At 38.0% G+C, this 13973-nt stretch carries 17 protein-coding genes and 1 riboswitch; of the genes, 1 reads left to right on the forward strand and 16 read right to left on the reverse strand.

Features of this window, described 5'->3' with window-relative positions; translation table 11 throughout:
* Positions 1-109 precede the first annotated feature (109 nt).
* The 13 genes from FQ204_RS07395 to FQ204_RS07455 form a co-directional block, all read right to left on the reverse strand.
* A complete protein-coding gene (locus FQ204_RS07395) occupies positions 110-397 on the reverse strand; it encodes a hypothetical protein (protein ID WP_003039055.1) in 288 nt (95 codons plus the stop codon).
* Between the two features lie 13 nt (positions 398-410).
* Positions 411-1241 (reverse strand): PTS system mannose/fructose/sorbose family transporter subunit IID, encoded by an 831-nt coding sequence (locus FQ204_RS07400; protein WP_144210315.1) that lies wholly within the window; start codon positions 1239-1241, stop codon positions 411-413.
* 1 nt (position 1242) lies between these two features.
* Entirely contained in the window at positions 1243-2091 is an 849-nt protein-coding gene (locus tag FQ204_RS07405) for a PTS mannose/fructose/sorbose/N-acetylgalactosamine transporter subunit IIC (RefSeq protein WP_003028530.1), read from the reverse strand.
* 32 nt (positions 2092-2123) lie between these two features.
* The gene (locus tag FQ204_RS07410; protein WP_144210317.1) at positions 2124-2618 is read right to left on the reverse strand and encodes a PTS system mannose/fructose/N-acetylgalactosamine-transporter subunit IIB; all 495 of its coding nucleotides are present in this window, start codon (positions 2616-2618) and stop codon (positions 2124-2126) included.
* Positions 2619-2641: 23 nt separating this feature from the next.
* The gene (locus FQ204_RS07415) at positions 2642-3076 is read right to left on the reverse strand and encodes a PTS sugar transporter subunit IIA (protein WP_003070731.1); all 435 of its coding nucleotides are present in this window, start codon (positions 3074-3076) and stop codon (positions 2642-2644) included.
* 246 nt (positions 3077-3322) lie between these two features.
* Positions 3323-4609 (reverse strand): ABC transporter substrate-binding protein, encoded by a 1287-nt coding sequence (locus FQ204_RS07420; protein ID WP_144210319.1) that lies wholly within the window; start codon positions 4607-4609, stop codon positions 3323-3325.
* Positions 4606-5289 (reverse strand): response regulator transcription factor, encoded by a 684-nt coding sequence (locus tag FQ204_RS07425; protein WP_144210321.1) that lies wholly within the window; start codon positions 5287-5289, stop codon positions 4606-4608. Before FQ204_RS07425 ends, FQ204_RS07420 begins: the two co-directional genes overlap by 4 nt.
* Positions 5282-6595, reverse strand: coding sequence for a sensor histidine kinase (locus tag FQ204_RS07430; protein ID WP_144210323.1), 1314 nt, complete (start codon positions 6593-6595; stop codon positions 5282-5284). The genes FQ204_RS07425 and FQ204_RS07430 overlap by 8 nt, the downstream gene beginning before the upstream one ends.
* Complete coding sequence (locus FQ204_RS07435) at positions 6595-7581, reverse strand: substrate-binding domain-containing protein (protein ID WP_144210324.1); 987 nt, start codon at positions 7579-7581, stop codon at positions 6595-6597. Before FQ204_RS07435 ends, FQ204_RS07430 begins: the two co-directional genes overlap by 1 nt.
* A 442-nt stretch (positions 7582-8023) precedes the next feature.
* Positions 8024-8419 (reverse strand): single-stranded DNA-binding protein, encoded by a 396-nt coding sequence (locus tag FQ204_RS07440; protein ID WP_003070740.1) that lies wholly within the window; start codon positions 8417-8419, stop codon positions 8024-8026.
* Between the two features lie 71 nt (positions 8420-8490).
* The gene (gene ytpR, locus FQ204_RS07445; RefSeq protein WP_049481515.1) at positions 8491-9117 is read right to left on the reverse strand and encodes a YtpR family tRNA-binding protein; all 627 of its coding nucleotides are present in this window, start codon (positions 9115-9117) and stop codon (positions 8491-8493) included.
* 21 nt (positions 9118-9138) lie between these two features.
* The gene (locus tag FQ204_RS07450) at positions 9139-9456 is read right to left on the reverse strand and encodes a thioredoxin family protein (RefSeq protein ID WP_003070744.1); all 318 of its coding nucleotides are present in this window, start codon (positions 9454-9456) and stop codon (positions 9139-9141) included.
* Positions 9453-9740 (reverse strand): DUF4651 domain-containing protein, encoded by a 288-nt coding sequence (locus FQ204_RS07455; protein ID WP_144210326.1) that lies wholly within the window; start codon positions 9738-9740, stop codon positions 9453-9455. The genes FQ204_RS07450 and FQ204_RS07455 overlap by 4 nt, the downstream gene beginning before the upstream one ends.
* Positions 9741-9859: 119 nt before the next feature.
* Between FQ204_RS07455 and pepA the strand changes: the two genes are divergently transcribed.
* Positions 9860-10924 carry a glutamyl aminopeptidase gene (pepA, locus tag FQ204_RS07460; RefSeq protein ID WP_144210328.1) on the forward strand — a complete coding sequence of 355 codons (1065 nt, stop codon included), beginning with the start codon at positions 9860-9862 and terminating at the stop codon, positions 10922-10924.
* A gap of 121 nt (positions 10925-11045) precedes the next feature.
* On the opposite strand, the gene FQ204_RS07465 is transcribed toward pepA, so the two are convergent.
* The 3 genes from FQ204_RS07465 to FQ204_RS07475 form a co-directional block, all read right to left on the reverse strand.
* Positions 11046-11606, reverse strand: a complete 561-nt coding sequence (locus FQ204_RS07465) for a folate family ECF transporter S component (protein ID WP_006268441.1) — start codon at positions 11604-11606, stop codon at positions 11046-11048.
* Positions 11607-11641: 35 nt separating this feature from the next.
* Positions 11642-11731, reverse strand: a riboswitch (THF riboswitch).
* Positions 11732-11785: 54 nt separating this feature from the next.
* Complete coding sequence (locus FQ204_RS07470; protein WP_186286711.1) at positions 11786-13093, reverse strand: bifunctional folylpolyglutamate synthase/dihydrofolate synthase; 1308 nt, start codon at positions 13091-13093, stop codon at positions 11786-11788.
* A gap of 65 nt (positions 13094-13158) precedes the next feature.
* Positions 13159-13797, reverse strand: coding sequence for a CPBP family intramembrane glutamic endopeptidase (locus tag FQ204_RS07475; RefSeq protein ID WP_144210332.1), 639 nt, complete (start codon positions 13795-13797; stop codon positions 13159-13161).
* Positions 13798-13973 lie beyond the last annotated feature (176 nt).

A 13973-nucleotide genomic window follows, 5' to 3' on the forward strand; every position in this document is an offset into this window, starting at 1 on the left:
CACGAGTGCTAATGTTTACATTTTCTATTGTATCACTTGGTCAGAAATAGTCAAGAAAAAAACTCTGTCAAACGACAAAGTTTTTAAGGGGAAAGCAAATAAGTCTTCATTAGACCAATCTTAATTTTTCTTCAAAATCGTCAATAACTTTTTTAAGATTCAATCGTCCTTTATAAATACCATAACCAAAGACAAGCATTGCTAGAATCCCTAGGACCGCTAGGATCGTTCCAGCAATAAAGGCAATAAAATTGGTCTGACGGAAGAAATAAACCAGAACAAGACCGATACTAGCAATAGTAAAGAAGAGACTAAACCAACGCCCTAGATTTTCAATCATGTGTTTTTGGTATTGAATTTCCGTTTCATATCCTTGAATCAATTCTTGTTCTGTCATATTTTTCTCCTATTTAGTATTTCAATCCTGGGTTGAAGAAGCCAACCAATACACCAAGGAAAGCAATTACTACAAGAAGCAACATTACTTTGATAGGTGAGAGATTTTTCTTAGCCATTAACCACCAGCAAAAGACGATAAACAAAGCTGTCAATAAACCTGGATAAACACCGTCTAATTGGCTTTGTAAAACCAAGAAGGCTTTCCCTGAAGAATCTTTCAATTTGAAAGCTGTCTTAACAGGTACCCATGTCGCTGCAACCGCACCGATGACCATACCACCAATGATAGACACAGACTTACGGATAGCTTGTCCTTGAGGACCTACAAGAAATTCAACTGCTTTATCTCCTAGTTCGTACCCTTTAAAGTAGGCGAATTTCATACCAAAGTAGGCGAGCAAGTTCCAAACCACGATATAGAAAATCGCACCAAGTGGTGAGCCACCATTTGACAAACCGAGAGCAATACCTAGTATAATCGGAATCAAGGTACCAACAATCAGTGAATCACCAATTCCTGCAACAGGTCCCATGAGACCAGCACGAAGACCGTTGATTGTTTCATCATCTACTCCATCAGCCCCATTCGCACGCGCTTCTTCTAAACCTGCTGTAATCCCTACAATCAATGCACCTAATTGCGGCTCCGTGTTAAAGAATGCGGTGTAGGTGTGCATTGCTTTTGCTTGATCTTCTTTTTTAGAATATAATTCTTCCACAATTGGTAGCATTGAAGCCAGATATCCAAAGGTTTGCATGTGTTCTTGTGAGAAGCAAGTTAAGTTCCCATAATACCAATGATGAAAAGATTTTCCTAATGTTTTTTTCATTAATTTAACCATTTTAAATATCCTCCTCATCGTCATCATCAAAACTTGCACTAGCAGCCGCTTGTGCTCTTACATTTTTCGCCATTTGAATTTCATAGAATAATACTGCAAAGATTAATGAAATGACTGCACAAGATACAAGGTTAAGTCCTAATGAAGCTGCTAAAGTAAATCCAACAAAGAATGGAATGAAATCAACAGCTTTTTCAACGATTTGTTTTAAGAGGATGGCAATTCCGACACATGGAAGGAGAGAGCCGACCGTAAAGAGGGTTTTCATTGGAATACCATCCAATGGAAGAGCTGTTTTTAAAGCAGTAACCGCATCGGCACCTAATTTACACATAATAAGCGTTGGCAAGAATGAGAATACTAAATGGGAAATCCATGGGAAGCCCCAGTCTACCACATATAAGCGTTTAAATTCACCTTTTTCAACAGCTTTCCAGCCAATATGTTGCCAAAGTAGATTCATAGTAGCTGTACCATAGAAAAGAACTGTACCGACTGTACCAACGAGTGTTCCCATTGATTTAGCCAAGTTAGCAGCATCTGCAGAGTCAAGTGACAGTCCTTGTGATTGAATAGCAACCATTGCCAGAGGAATCCCAATATAAGAAACCGCACGAACGTCAGCTGAAACAGTACCGCCAGGTGTTACCAAAGCGATGTAAACAAGTTGCATCGCAACCCCACAGATGATACCTAATTTCACATCTCCTAGGATCAGTCCTGAAACGAGACCACCTACAAGTGGGCGTCCAAGAGTATAGTTACCAATGGATGTACCACCTAGGCCAGGCATGGATGATAGACAGGCAAATAACCCTAATAAAGCGGCTTGAAACCACGAAATTGTCATAATAAAGCCTCCTTAATGCTTATTATATTTTGTTAAAAACCAAATTTAGATTTGAAATCGTCCCAGTAGCCAATAGACACATCTGGCAAGAGTTGGAATTTCACTTTATAGCCAGCTTTTTGAATCGCTTCAAGTGCTTCCGCTTCCTCTTGTGTGATGGATTGGTTGTTTCCTAATTTAATAGCTCCTGGACGGTCATTGGCTGGACCAACAATAATTTCTTTGATATCACTAGGAACAAAACCTTGATCAACTAGTATTTCTTTCATATCAATTGGATTTTTAGTAATCAAGAAATAGCGACTATCGGAATCCAATACCTTTTGTGATTTTTCTTTCCATGCTTCTTTTGTCCAAACAAATGTTTTTTTATTAGAAGCTGCTTTATAGGCTTGCTTTAAAACTGCATTTCCTGCTGCAGCATTATTGACAGCAACTAAACCGTCACAAGGATATTCCTTTGCCCAGCGAGTTACTGTTTGACCATGAATCATACGGTCATCAATACGCACAAATGAAATTGTCATGATACATCTCCTTTTTCCACTCTTTAAATATCGTCTTCATCCTCTTCATCACTAGAAGTCACATCAAATTCTTGCAATGCTGCGGAAGCTTCTGAGAGAATTGCTTGTGTCAATTCTTTTCCTTCTAGCATATCTTTCATCACTAAACCTGTGAGTCCCATTGTTAAATTGAGACCACCAAGTACGACTGCAGTATTTAACTTGTCAAGTTCCGCTAAAACGTTGCAAGCTGTTGTCAAAGGGCTTCCTCCGACAATATCTGCTAATACCAAAACCGTATCTTCTACACTAAGACCGGATAATGCTTGACGAAAATCAAGAGCAAAATCATCAACAGACTTGCCTTCTTTTAATCCTACTGCAATGACTTGATCTGTCTTATCACCAGCAAACATCTTAAGCGAGCTTTGTACTCCTTCTGCTAGTCCACCATGACTGACTAGTACCAGATATTTCATGTTCTTTCCTCCTTCATTTCCTGTCTTTATTTTACTAAATATGGAACCGGTTTCATATTGTCAAATGTCACTTTGTAAAGATGACAATTGTTAATTAGAATGTGACATTTGTCATCTAGATTTTCAAAAATAAAAAATAGCCAACTTTGAGCTGAACTGCGCCCCAAAAGTTAGACTCAAAAATCTAACTTTTGGGGCGCAGCTCAATACTCACTTAGCTATTTTCTTTTTAATACTGTTAAACTTCTATTTGCCTGTTTCTTCCATTTCTCTTTGAATACTTGGCAAGCGACTGTCGATTTCATTGTTCTTGAGAGCATTTTCGAGTAAGTGAACAATGCGTTCCAGAGAGTGATAATCCACATCTCGACTAATATCTAAGACAGAATGTTTCATCATATGATCCAATCTTTGAGAAGTCAATGAATTCAGACCAAAATCATCTGCTTGTAAAATCTTTTTCGTCTGACTGCTTTTAACAACTGATAGCAAGACAGATGTTCCTTGCGACTTTTCAAATAAATTCTGTTGAGTTTTTTGATTTTGACACAATAATTTCATAAATTCCCAAGCTAATTTATCTTGTTTTGTCTTTGAAGACATGGCAAAAAGGGACGTTTTCACTTGTGTTGCAGGAATGCCTGCTTTAGCAGCTGGCATGGGAATACAAGTCCAAGAAAATCTAGAATACTTTGCTACATGATAAGGATAAGGTTTATAAGTCCGATATTGCGCCAAACTCATAGGATAAAAAGCAACCTTGCCTTCATCAAAATCATTTGATGTTACCTTGTACCGTTGATTCAATGAAGTTAATTTGCTGATAAAGGACAAAGCTTGATGCATTTCCACACTATCAACATTGACACCACTTTGATTTCTCAAATGCCCATTATAAGCTACCAAGGCCTGTTTCCAAGTATAATCCGTAATGCCATACTGGTCAATCAGACCGTCACCGTTTGTATCCTTTGTAACTTTTTGACAAATTGCATATAAGTCTTCTAAAGTCCAATTGGAATCAGGAATCGAAATGCCTTCCTTTTCCAGCAAATCTTTATTGACACACATCATGACAGGATTGCTTTCAATTGGCAAAGCATAACTGTGTCCCTGATATTGCCCAGCTTGATAGGCAACTGGATAGTAAGCTGCAACTTCTTCTTTACTAAGCAAAGAGTCCAAGGATTTGAATGCTCCAGAAGCCGCTAACATAGAAAAATCATTTTCAGGCACCATAAACACATCTGGTTGTTCACCTTTTAGAATCTTTTCTGCCAGCCAATTATCATAGTCCTTTTTAGGAATGCCGCTCTCATAGACGACTTTGACGTTGGGATGTGACTTTTCAAATTGTCGAATCGTATTATCTAACACTCTATTTTCGCGACTATTTGGAACGTCCCAGCTGCTGCCAGCATAAACCCCAATTCGCAACATTTTCTTCTGAGTAGATGTCCATAAAACAAAACCAAGAGCAACTAAGAAAAAGCTTGAAATTAAAATTACCAAATATCGAAATTTCCACTTCATTTGTCCCTATCCTTACTAAAATCACGCTGGGTAACTCCTGTCTGCACAGCCCAAATAGCTAATTGTGTGCGATCACGCAAGTTTAGCTTTGTCAGAATGCCTGACAAGTAATTCCGCACTGTCCCTTCAGATAAGAATAACTTGGCTGCGATTTCTTTGTTTGATACCCCAAAACCGATCTGTTGAATAATCTTCCACTCGGTCTGACTCATGTCTTCCACATTTTCTTCCGCAACAGAAATAGCAAAATTGGACTGCGCCATTTGTGAAAAAATTTTAAACACTTTGGTAGCAATGTTGGGGTTAATCATAGCACCGCCCTTGTAAACTGTTTGAATAGCTTGGTGCAATTCTTCAGTAGAAACTCCTTTTAAGATATAACCAGAAGCACCATATTTTAAAGCAGAAAAAATGAAATCATCGTCATCAAAAGTTGTTAGAATAATAATTTTGATATCTGGATAGTGTTCTTTAACTGCCTTTGTACAGAGAACACCGTCCATAACAGGCATTCGAATGTCCATTAAAATCACATCAGGGTGTACATGATGCAGTTTGTCAAGCACTTCTTTGCCATCTCCGACTATTCCCACTACTTCAATATCTGGATGTGCCGATAAAACAATCTGTAAAGACTCACGAATCAAGGCCTGATCATCTGCAATTAAAACTTTAATCATTCTTTCCTCCTATTTTCGGAATTTTAATATAGGTATAAAAGCCATTACGCTTTTCAAAATGGACACTACCGCCAATAATCGCTAGGCGTTCCTGCATTTGCTTTAGACCATAACCATAGTGAAGCTCGTCAAAACCAACTCCATCATCTTGTATAGACATGATATAATTCTCTTCTTCTAATAACTCAATCCAAACCGTTTTGACATGCCCATGCCGTACCGAATTGGTAATGGACTCTTGAATCACCCGAAAGACAATATCTTCTTTTGCAACATCCAAATCAATTGTGGCCCATTCATAGCGAAAATGAATTTCCAAATTAGAAATGGCTTCATATTCTCGAATAATTTTGAACAACGCTTCCTTTAAGCTATTATTTTCTAAAGCACCAGGTCGCATTTTATTGAGTGAACCTCGTACATCACGGATACCATCTCGTACAACCACAGAAACATTTTCTAACTGTTCCTTAGCACGATTTTTGTCAATATCCACCAATACTTTAACTGCATCAATCCCCGCAGAAATCCCTGTCAAAGCATGCCCTAGCGTATCATGAATTTCTCTAGCGATTCGCTTTCTTTCACGGTCTTCTGCGATTTTTTCAGATAAGGCTAAATAACTATTCAACTCGCGATTGGCTTGTGCGGCCATGCGTAGCTCTTCTTCAATATGATGTTTTTCGGTCATCGCAGATAAAATATAGAATAGTAGAGAAATCATAAAGACAACTAGATTCAGTGAAAAGAGAAAATTCTTTCCAAAAAGGAGGACCATGCGAATCGATTCTGGACAAAAGCGAATATAAGTATCTAACGAAGGCAATTTAACAAAAAGCGACATTAAATCATAGTTGGATAAGAGTAACATGGTAAAACTCAAAATGATAAAGGAAAACCAGTATTTCCGATCTTTTGAGGTGTTAAATTCTTTGGAACCATAAAAAATATCTGCAAAAACTAAGAGAATCAGACCATTATAAGAAGAATGCAAGACAGAAAAGATAACTAACATCAGCAAAATCTCAATAATAGTTACTTTATCATAAACGGATAGCTGATTTGGATGCTTCTCACGGTAATAAAAAACCAACAATAAGCAAGCATAAAAAGCAATAGACATCCAAAAGCTAAAACTCGGCGATCCTGGTATAGCATCTAAACGTCCTAACAGTGAATGAGCATATCCTTTTGCCACTACATAATTCGTTGCAAAAAGATAAATAGAGGCATTGTAAACAATGGCAATAAAATTGATGGCCATCAAAGCAATTTTGCTATAAAAGATACTTCTATTTTGTCTCATTATTGCCACCCTGTAATTGTATATTGAGCGATATTCTCTTTATTTACTAAACGAACAGGAATGAGATATTCCTCTTTGTAAGCTTGATGTTTCATCATGCGCTCAATCACTTCTGTCACCTTTCTGCCCATTTGAATCGGAGACTGAGCAACCGTCCCTTGAATATCATTGGTATTTGCCAAGAAATTTTTAATATCAGGTGAGCCATCTACGCCATAGATTGCCATCTTATCTGTCACACCTTGATCTTTTATAGCCGCAAGAGCTCCGACAGCTGCACGATCATTTAAAGACATGACCACATTAAATTGCATCCCTTCATTCAGGGCTTTTTTTACTTGAGGCATACTTTCTTCTGTTTGCCCCAATGTCTCTCGCTCAGAGACCACCTGATAAGCAGGATGTCCTTTAATCGTGTCTAAAAATCCTTGAATTCGGTCCATCGCAGACACTGCATTACGATGTTCCAACAGTAAAATCTTCGCACTTGATAATCGTTTCATCATATCATTTGCGATTAACACGCCTGCTTGATAATTATCAGATACAATAGTTGTATCAACCTTGGCTTCCTTACTAATCGGTGCATCTACAACAATAATTTTAATACCTGCCTTTTTAGCTTTCCTCAAAGATGCAATAATTTTTGAACTATCGCTTTTAACGGGGTTAATGACAATGACATTCACTTTTTCTTGAACAAAATAATCAATCTGCTGGCTTTGCTTGTCTTCGTCTAGTTCTGGATCTCGCACATAAAGCCGATTGCCCTGTTGATTCGTTTTTTTCTCAATCTCCGCATTTAAAGTTTTATAAAAATCATTATTCATCGTCATATAGGTTGCTCCTATCTTGACCTGTTTACTATCTGATGACATTCCCTTTACATAGAGAAAAACTAAGCCCGTCAAAACAAAAACTAATAGAGAAAATAATAGATATTTACGACAATTGCGATATTGCTTTTTTCCTTTACCTGCTCTCATTTTTTCTCCTTATCAACAGCAATCTTAAACAGAAAACTCTGTTTTAGCTAGGTTTATTATATTATATTTATACAAAAAAACAAAACTTCGACAAGAAAAAGAAGTGTGAAAAACTTGAAAAATCCCTCTCACTTTCTTGTTTTTAGACTCAAGTTGAAACTAAATGCAACATCTTTTCAGATTGTTGGTTTCTATATTGTGCATGTTATTCGTACTTTGTTAAAAGTATAGAATGTTGATTATTTTTCACCAACTAAAAATAGAGGCTGGGCAAAAAGTGTCCCAGCTTCTATCAGATTTAGTAATAAACGAATAACGCAGTAGGTGATTGGGCTCTTCATTCGCTTTTCAAGCTCGGAAGAGCACCTAACCACCCTTGCGGGGGTGGGACTACGAACTAAAAATTTTCGATTTTTAGTTCTGTCCCACTCCCTTATCTTTATTAAAATGGCAATTCCTCTTCTTCTAGAACCAAATCTGCCAAGTCTGCACCTGTATTATTCTCACGAAGAGCTCGTTGGGCACGACTTTCTAATAACTGGAAGCCGTTGCAAAGTACTTCTGTTACATAATGTGTCACACCGTCTTTCTCATAACGGCGAGTACGAAGTTCTCCATCAAGAGAAATTAAGCTTCCTTTTGTTGCATAACTTGCTAAGGTTTCGGCTAATTTGCCCCAAACAATGACGTTTACAAAATCCGCTTCTCGCTCGCCATTTTGTCCTTTATATCGGCGATTAACAGCAAGTGTTGCACGCGCCACAGATTTATCATTAGCTGTTTTATTTAACTCTGGTGTATTAACCAAGCGACCAATTAAAATTACTTTATTATACATTTTCTTTTCCTCCTAACTATTTATTCGTAAGAAAAAAGAAAAAATCGTGAAAATTCACGATTAATTTGTACTTATTCTTGCCAATGTTTGATTGGATCAAAAGCTGTTCCTACTACTTCTGAGCTTGCTAATTCAATAATTCCGCGCTTTTGTGGGGCATTTGGTAGTTGCAACTCACGAGGACTGCACATCATACCAAAACTCGCTACTCCACGCAGTTCACCAGGAAAAATCAAGTTTCCTTTTGGCATCATAGCACCAGGTAATGCCACAATCGTCTTGAGACCCACTTTAGCATTAGGCGCTCCTGCTACGATTTGAATTACTTTTTCTGCTGCGACTCTTACTTGACAAATATTGAGATGGTCACTATCCGGATGTGCTTCCATTTCAACAATTTCACCTACTACAAATTTTGGAGTAAGATCATTGACTAATTCTGGCTCAAAACCTGCTTGACTCAATTCTTGGTTAAGAATTGAAATTTCTTCATCAGTCAGGAAAACTTGTCCGCGATCAGTGATATTAAAAAGATTGGAAACCCAAAAAATATTCCAAGCAACCGTTTCTCCAGTATCTTGGCGATAGACACGCGCCACATCACCTTTGCGTTCAGCAGATAACTTAGCATCTTGACTGTCTGCAACAATCACCATCAACACATCGCCAACATGCTCTTTATTATATGTAAAAATCATTGTTCCTCCACTATATACAATTCATACTAACTGTGCTAAAAATTCATTGATTTGCATCTTCGTTTTTCGCTCTCGATTAACAAAACGACCAATTTCTTGCCCATTTTCTAAGACTACCAGGCTAGGAATGCCATAGATATTCCATTTTTTGGCAACTTCCATATAGTCATCACGATTAACCTCAACAAAGGTAAAATCGGGATTTTCTGCTTCGATTTCAGGCAGCAATGGTTTTAGAAAACGACAATCTCCGCACCAGTCAGCTGTGAAAAGGAAAACAGTTTTTCCTTCACGATTTACTAATGTTGCTAATTCTTCGATAGTTGCTGGAATCATCATTGCTCTTCCTCATAGCTCAATTCGCCATTTTCATACACAAATGTAAAGTGCCGATCATCTTCGTACACCACACCACCAACCAATTGGTGTTCATCTGACTTATATAATTGCACATACAGTGTAGCAATTGGACCTAATTCAGATAACCTTTCCCGAATGTCAGCAACTAATTGCTCACGCTGCTCAGCTTCTTTTCGTTCATCCAACGTTTTTTTAGTAGCATAAGCTGCAATCCCTACTCCCGCAAGTGCAGCCGTTGTTAATAGAATCTTTTTAGCTTTCATGACAATATTTTAACACAAAAGATAAATTGGGACAAATCGAAACACTATTGTTTTTTATCTTTGAACGCTACCCAACTATGATAGAAAATGATAAAATAAGAGCAGAAAGAAGGTTAATGATGTCAGAATTATTTTCAAAAATTAAAGAAGTGACAGAAATCTCTGCTATTTCAGGGCACGAAGCGCCTGTTCGTGATTATTTGCGTGAAAAAATCACCCCTCATGTGGACGAAGTCGTAACAGACGGCCTAGGAGGCATTTTCGGAGTGAAACATTCAGAAGCTATTGATGCGCCACGTATACTCGTTGCTGCACACATGGACGAAGTTGGCTTCATGGTGAGTGAAATCAGAACAGACGGAACTTTCCGAGTCGTTCAAATCGGAGGTTGGAATCCACTGGTTGTCAGCAGCCAACGCTTTAAATTATTTACTCATACAGGAGACGAAATTCCTGTTATTTCAGGCTCCATTCCACCGCATTTGACACGTGGAACAGGTGGACCAAGTCTACCAAGGATTGAAGACATCGTTTTTGACGGTGGGTTTGCTGACAAAGCGGAAGCTGAAAGCTACGGGATTCGTCCCGGTGACACGATTGTGCCAGACAGTTCCGCTATCCTCACAGTCAACGGCAAAAATATCATTTCTAAAGCTTGGGATAATCGTTACGGTGTTCTCATGGTGAGTGAACTAGTTCAAGCTCTGGCTGGAGAAAAACTTGACAACGAACTTTATGTTGGGGCAAACGTCCAAGAAGAAGTTGGCTTACGTGGTGCTCATGTTTCAACGACTAAATTTGACCCAGAAGTTTTCCTTGCGGTGGACTGTTCTCCGGCTGGTGACATTTATGGCGATCAAGGTGCCATCGGAGAAGGAACCTTAATTCGTTTCTTCGATCCAGGACATCTCATGCTACCAAATATGAAAGACTTCCTTTTGACAACCGCAGAAGAGGCAGGTATCAAATATCAATACTACTGTGGCAAAGGCGGTACTGATGCAGGTGCAGCACATCTGAAAAATGGCGGCGTACCTTCAACTACTATCGGTGTCTGTGCACGCTATATTCATTCTCATCAAACGCTCTATGCAATGGACGACTTTCTCCAAGCTCAAGCTTTCTTACAAGCTCTGGTTAAGAAGTTGGATCGCTCAACTGTTGATTTGATTACACGTTATTAAAGTTTGAAGCTAGGAACTTTTTTCCCAGCTTCAAACTTTACTGTCTCAATGTATTTTTGCTATTAGAAGTAAAGAGACTGAACGTCATGTTCGGTCTCTTTTGGATGTTTATTCATCATTTTTACTTATTGCTTAAGCCCATCAACTTACGAAACTCAGGAATCCGTTGCAGCTGCGGAACAATGAGCATCGTCACAAATACTCGTAAAGGAATTTCAAAAACTGACCAAGCCCGAGCTGCATATAGAGCAAAAAATGGTACCTTATATTGCAAATGTAGAACTAGTGGTATCAATGTAAATGTTCCCACTCCCATAATAGCTAATGTGGCTAATGTAACCCACAACCAGTCTTTCTTGCGCTCTACTTTCAATTCTTTTCCATAAAAGAAATAACCATAGAGCATACCTTGCAGCGCTTCAATCAATGTAAACCAGATAATAAATGGATGACCTTGATTTACAAAAAAGAAAGAGGCTACATCGTAAACAGCAGAAACCAGACCAGACAATAATGGACCAGCAATCGTTCCCATAAGGGTATAGCTAATAAAGGCAGGGCTTAACTTCCATAAATTAGGAATAACAAAGACTGAGAACTTCTCCAACACAAAGCAGAGAGCCACAATCATAGCAAGGGCAACCAAAAGTTGCACCGACAACTTAGGCGAATTCTTTTTCATAGTTCGCTCCTTTTCTATTCGGGAGCCGTCTGATCGACAGCGGATGCAATGGCCTACCGCACAAAAGTTTCGTTGTATGGCAACATCCCATCCATACACACTTAACGCAGACCACTTACTCTGTGCAAATGAATTGCTCTTTTATTCTATCATATTTTAATTAGTTAGAAAATTATTTTTTATCTATCATTCAGTAGATATTTTCTGACTTCTGCAAGGAAGTAAAGAGAGCCTGTGATAAGCAACAGCTCTTTCTCTTCGTGTTCATCTCTTTGATACTGTGTTAAATAATGCTCCCAATTAACAAAGGCAAGCTTTTCATTCTTTGCCAAACCTTGCATCTCTTCTTTTGAAAAACTTCGTACATCAGCAAATGAAGTTAGTAATAATTGTACTTGTGGAACCTCTTTTAACAAAGCAATCATTTCTTGTACATCTTTTGTCTGAATACAAGAAAATAAAACCTTTTTTTGATAATCTGGAAAATGGCTTTCTATAGAAGCAATCAGTGCTTTCATTGCATGAGGATTGTGTGCACCATCTAGAAAAATCAAAGGTGCAGTTGAAATTTTTTCCAAACGAGCAGGCCAATACGTTTGTTTCAATGCCCGTCTTATCTCATCTTGCCTTAACAACGGCAAACCTTTCAAGTAGCAATAGTGATCGCACAATTCAAGTGCCAATCCCGCATTCTCAACTTGATGAACACCAAAAAGAGCACTCTGATAGCCTTCTTTCAGCCTACATGCGTTTGAAAACAAGAATTCTTCTCCCTCTGCCGAACTTTGCACAGGCTCCACCTGATAGCCTTGCCCATAACAAACATGAGGAGACTGAAGTTGTTGAGCCTTATTGTGAATAACTGCCAGTGGTTCGGAAGCAATCTTTCCTGTCACCAACGGCACACCCTCTTTGATAATACCGGCTTTCTGCTCTGCAATGTCTGCTAAGCTTGTTCCTAAAATTGCCGTGTGATCAAGTCCAATTGTCGTAATAGCTGTTAAATCCGGTTGACATACATTGGTGCTGTCCAATAAACCACCTAGCCCTACTTCCATGATAACCACATCTACCTGTTGCTGAAGGAAATACTCATAAACCAAAACTGTGATAATTTCAAACTCTGTTATTTCCTGTAAAATCGTATCATCTGCCTGTTTTTTTAATAAGCCCTGATAGGTTTGCAATAAAGAATGAAAATCTTGGTCAGAAATAGACACTCCATTGATGGCAATTTGTTCATTATAAGACATCAGATAAGGTGATGTAAACGTTCCAACACGTAGCTTCTTTGCTTGCAAAAGCTGACGTAAATGCGCAATTGTTGATCCTTTTCCATTGGTACCAGCAACATGAATGACCGATACTTGCAAATGCGGATTCCCCCGCAATGCTAAAAGCCGCCTCACTCTTTCTAAGCCCAAATGTGGTTCTGTTGTTTGATGCTGCTGCAACCATTCTAAGTGTTGTTCTTCTTTTTCTTTCATCATCTTTCTTATCCAATCTATAATGCTCTCATTTTATCATAGAAGTGAGATTTCTACAAAAAGATTTACCAAAAAATGAGCAAGAAAAGAAGAGAAACACTATTACGCACTAAATGACTAAAAATAGAGAATTCTAAACGAAGACTTGACTTTGGAATAACAAAAGAAAGTAATAACCCCAAAGCTGTATAAATGATAAAGCATACCAAATCAGCTGGATTTCGTAAAACAATAAATATCAAACTTCCTATAATAAAACTCGCTCGTGCTTGACCTTTTAAAAATAGAAAGCGAACAACATAGGATCGCACTTCAGGAACGAGCGCAACTACATCAACACCTAGTAAAAAAAGAGAGGAGTGAATGAAAAGGCTCATAAACAATTTCTGACTTTCTGAGACTTCTGCCAAACCTTCTACAATCATCAGATAAGCTCCTATCGCATTGATAAATACCATCATAAGATAGGAAAAACGTAGTAAGGGCCAGTAACGAGCAACCAATATCTCTGATTTAAAATCAGTTAATTCTCTGGAAAAATAACGAAAATAAAGTAGTCCACAAAAAAACAAAATGAACAAAAATACAAAACTGGACTGCTGAAAGGTTAACGATTTGGATAAAGGTGTCGTCAACAATACCAAGGTAATCTGTGTTAGAACGATCAGCAAGCTCATTTGAAGAATATTTTTTATGTTTTTCATTTTAACTCCTTTTTCTACCTTTTTAGTATAAAAAATTTCAACGATTTTACCAGGAAATGCCCTAAAAGGTTATCTTTTATACCTAAAATAGGAGAAAATGAAATAAAGTAAAATAAGAATTTTCTTAACAGTCCATCTTTATCCCACAACAGTTTTTTTAATAAATTGAAACAAAG

Source organism: Streptococcus constellatus (genome assembly GCF_902167705.1).
In the GTDB taxonomy this organism is placed as follows: domain Bacteria; phylum Bacillota; class Bacilli; order Lactobacillales; family Streptococcaceae; genus Streptococcus; species Streptococcus constellatus_A.

Excerpts from the sequence above, each read along its gene's own strand:
- FQ204_RS07450 (WP_003070744.1), bottom strand. The coding sequence starts at position 9,456 with ATGATGATTCCAGCAACTATCGAAGAATTAGCAACATTAGTAAATCGT.
- FQ204_RS07415 (WP_003070731.1), bottom strand. The coding sequence starts at position 3,076 with ATGAAATATCTGGTACTAGTCAGTCATGGTGGACTAGCAGAAGGAGTA.
- FQ204_RS07425 (WP_144210321.1), bottom strand. The coding sequence starts at position 5,289 with ATGATTAAAGTTTTAATTGCAGATGATCAGGCCTTGATTCGTGAGTCT.
- ytpR (WP_049481515.1), bottom strand. The coding sequence starts at position 9,117 with ATGATTTTTACATATAATAAAGAGCATGTTGGCGATGTGTTGATGGTG.
- FQ204_RS07430 (WP_144210323.1), bottom strand. The coding sequence starts at position 6,595 with ATGAGACAAAATAGAAGTATCTTTTATAGCAAAATTGCTTTGATGGCC.
- FQ204_RS07410 (WP_144210317.1), bottom strand. The coding sequence starts at position 2,618 with ATGACAATTTCATTTGTGCGTATTGATGACCGTATGATTCATGGTCAA.
- FQ204_RS07420 (WP_144210319.1), bottom strand. The coding sequence starts at position 4,609 with ATGAAGTGGAAATTTCGATATTTGGTAATTTTAATTTCAAGCTTTTTC.
- FQ204_RS07465 (WP_006268441.1), bottom strand. The coding sequence starts at position 11,606 with ATGAAAAAGAATTCGCCTAAGTTGTCGGTGCAACTTTTGGTTGCCCTT.
- FQ204_RS07400 (WP_144210315.1), bottom strand. The coding sequence starts at position 1,241 with ATGGTTAAATTAATGAAAAAAACATTAGGAAAATCTTTTCATCATTGG.
- FQ204_RS07475 (WP_144210332.1), bottom strand. The coding sequence starts at position 13,797 with ATGAAAAACATAAAAAATATTCTTCAAATGAGCTTGCTGATCGTTCTA.
- FQ204_RS07435 (WP_144210324.1), bottom strand. The coding sequence starts at position 7,581 with ATGAGAGCAGGTAAAGGAAAAAAGCAATATCGCAATTGTCGTAAATAT.
- FQ204_RS07440 (WP_003070740.1), bottom strand. The coding sequence starts at position 8,419 with ATGTATAATAAAGTAATTTTAATTGGTCGCTTGGTTAATACACCAGAG.
- FQ204_RS07395 (WP_003039055.1), bottom strand. The coding sequence starts at position 397 with ATGACAGAACAAGAATTGATTCAAGGATATGAAACGGAAATTCAATAC.
- pepA (WP_144210328.1), top strand. The coding sequence starts at position 9,860 with ATGTCAGAATTATTTTCAAAAATTAAAGAAGTGACAGAAATCTCTGCT.
- FQ204_RS07470 (WP_186286711.1), bottom strand. The coding sequence starts at position 13,093 with ATGAAAGAAAAAGAAGAACAACACTTAGAATGGTTGCAGCAGCATCAA.
- FQ204_RS07455 (WP_144210326.1), bottom strand. The coding sequence starts at position 9,740 with ATGAAAGCTAAAAAGATTCTATTAACAACGGCTGCACTTGCGGGAGTA.
- FQ204_RS07405 (WP_003028530.1), bottom strand. The coding sequence starts at position 2,091 with ATGACAATTTCGTGGTTTCAAGCCGCTTTATTAGGGTTATTTGCCTGT.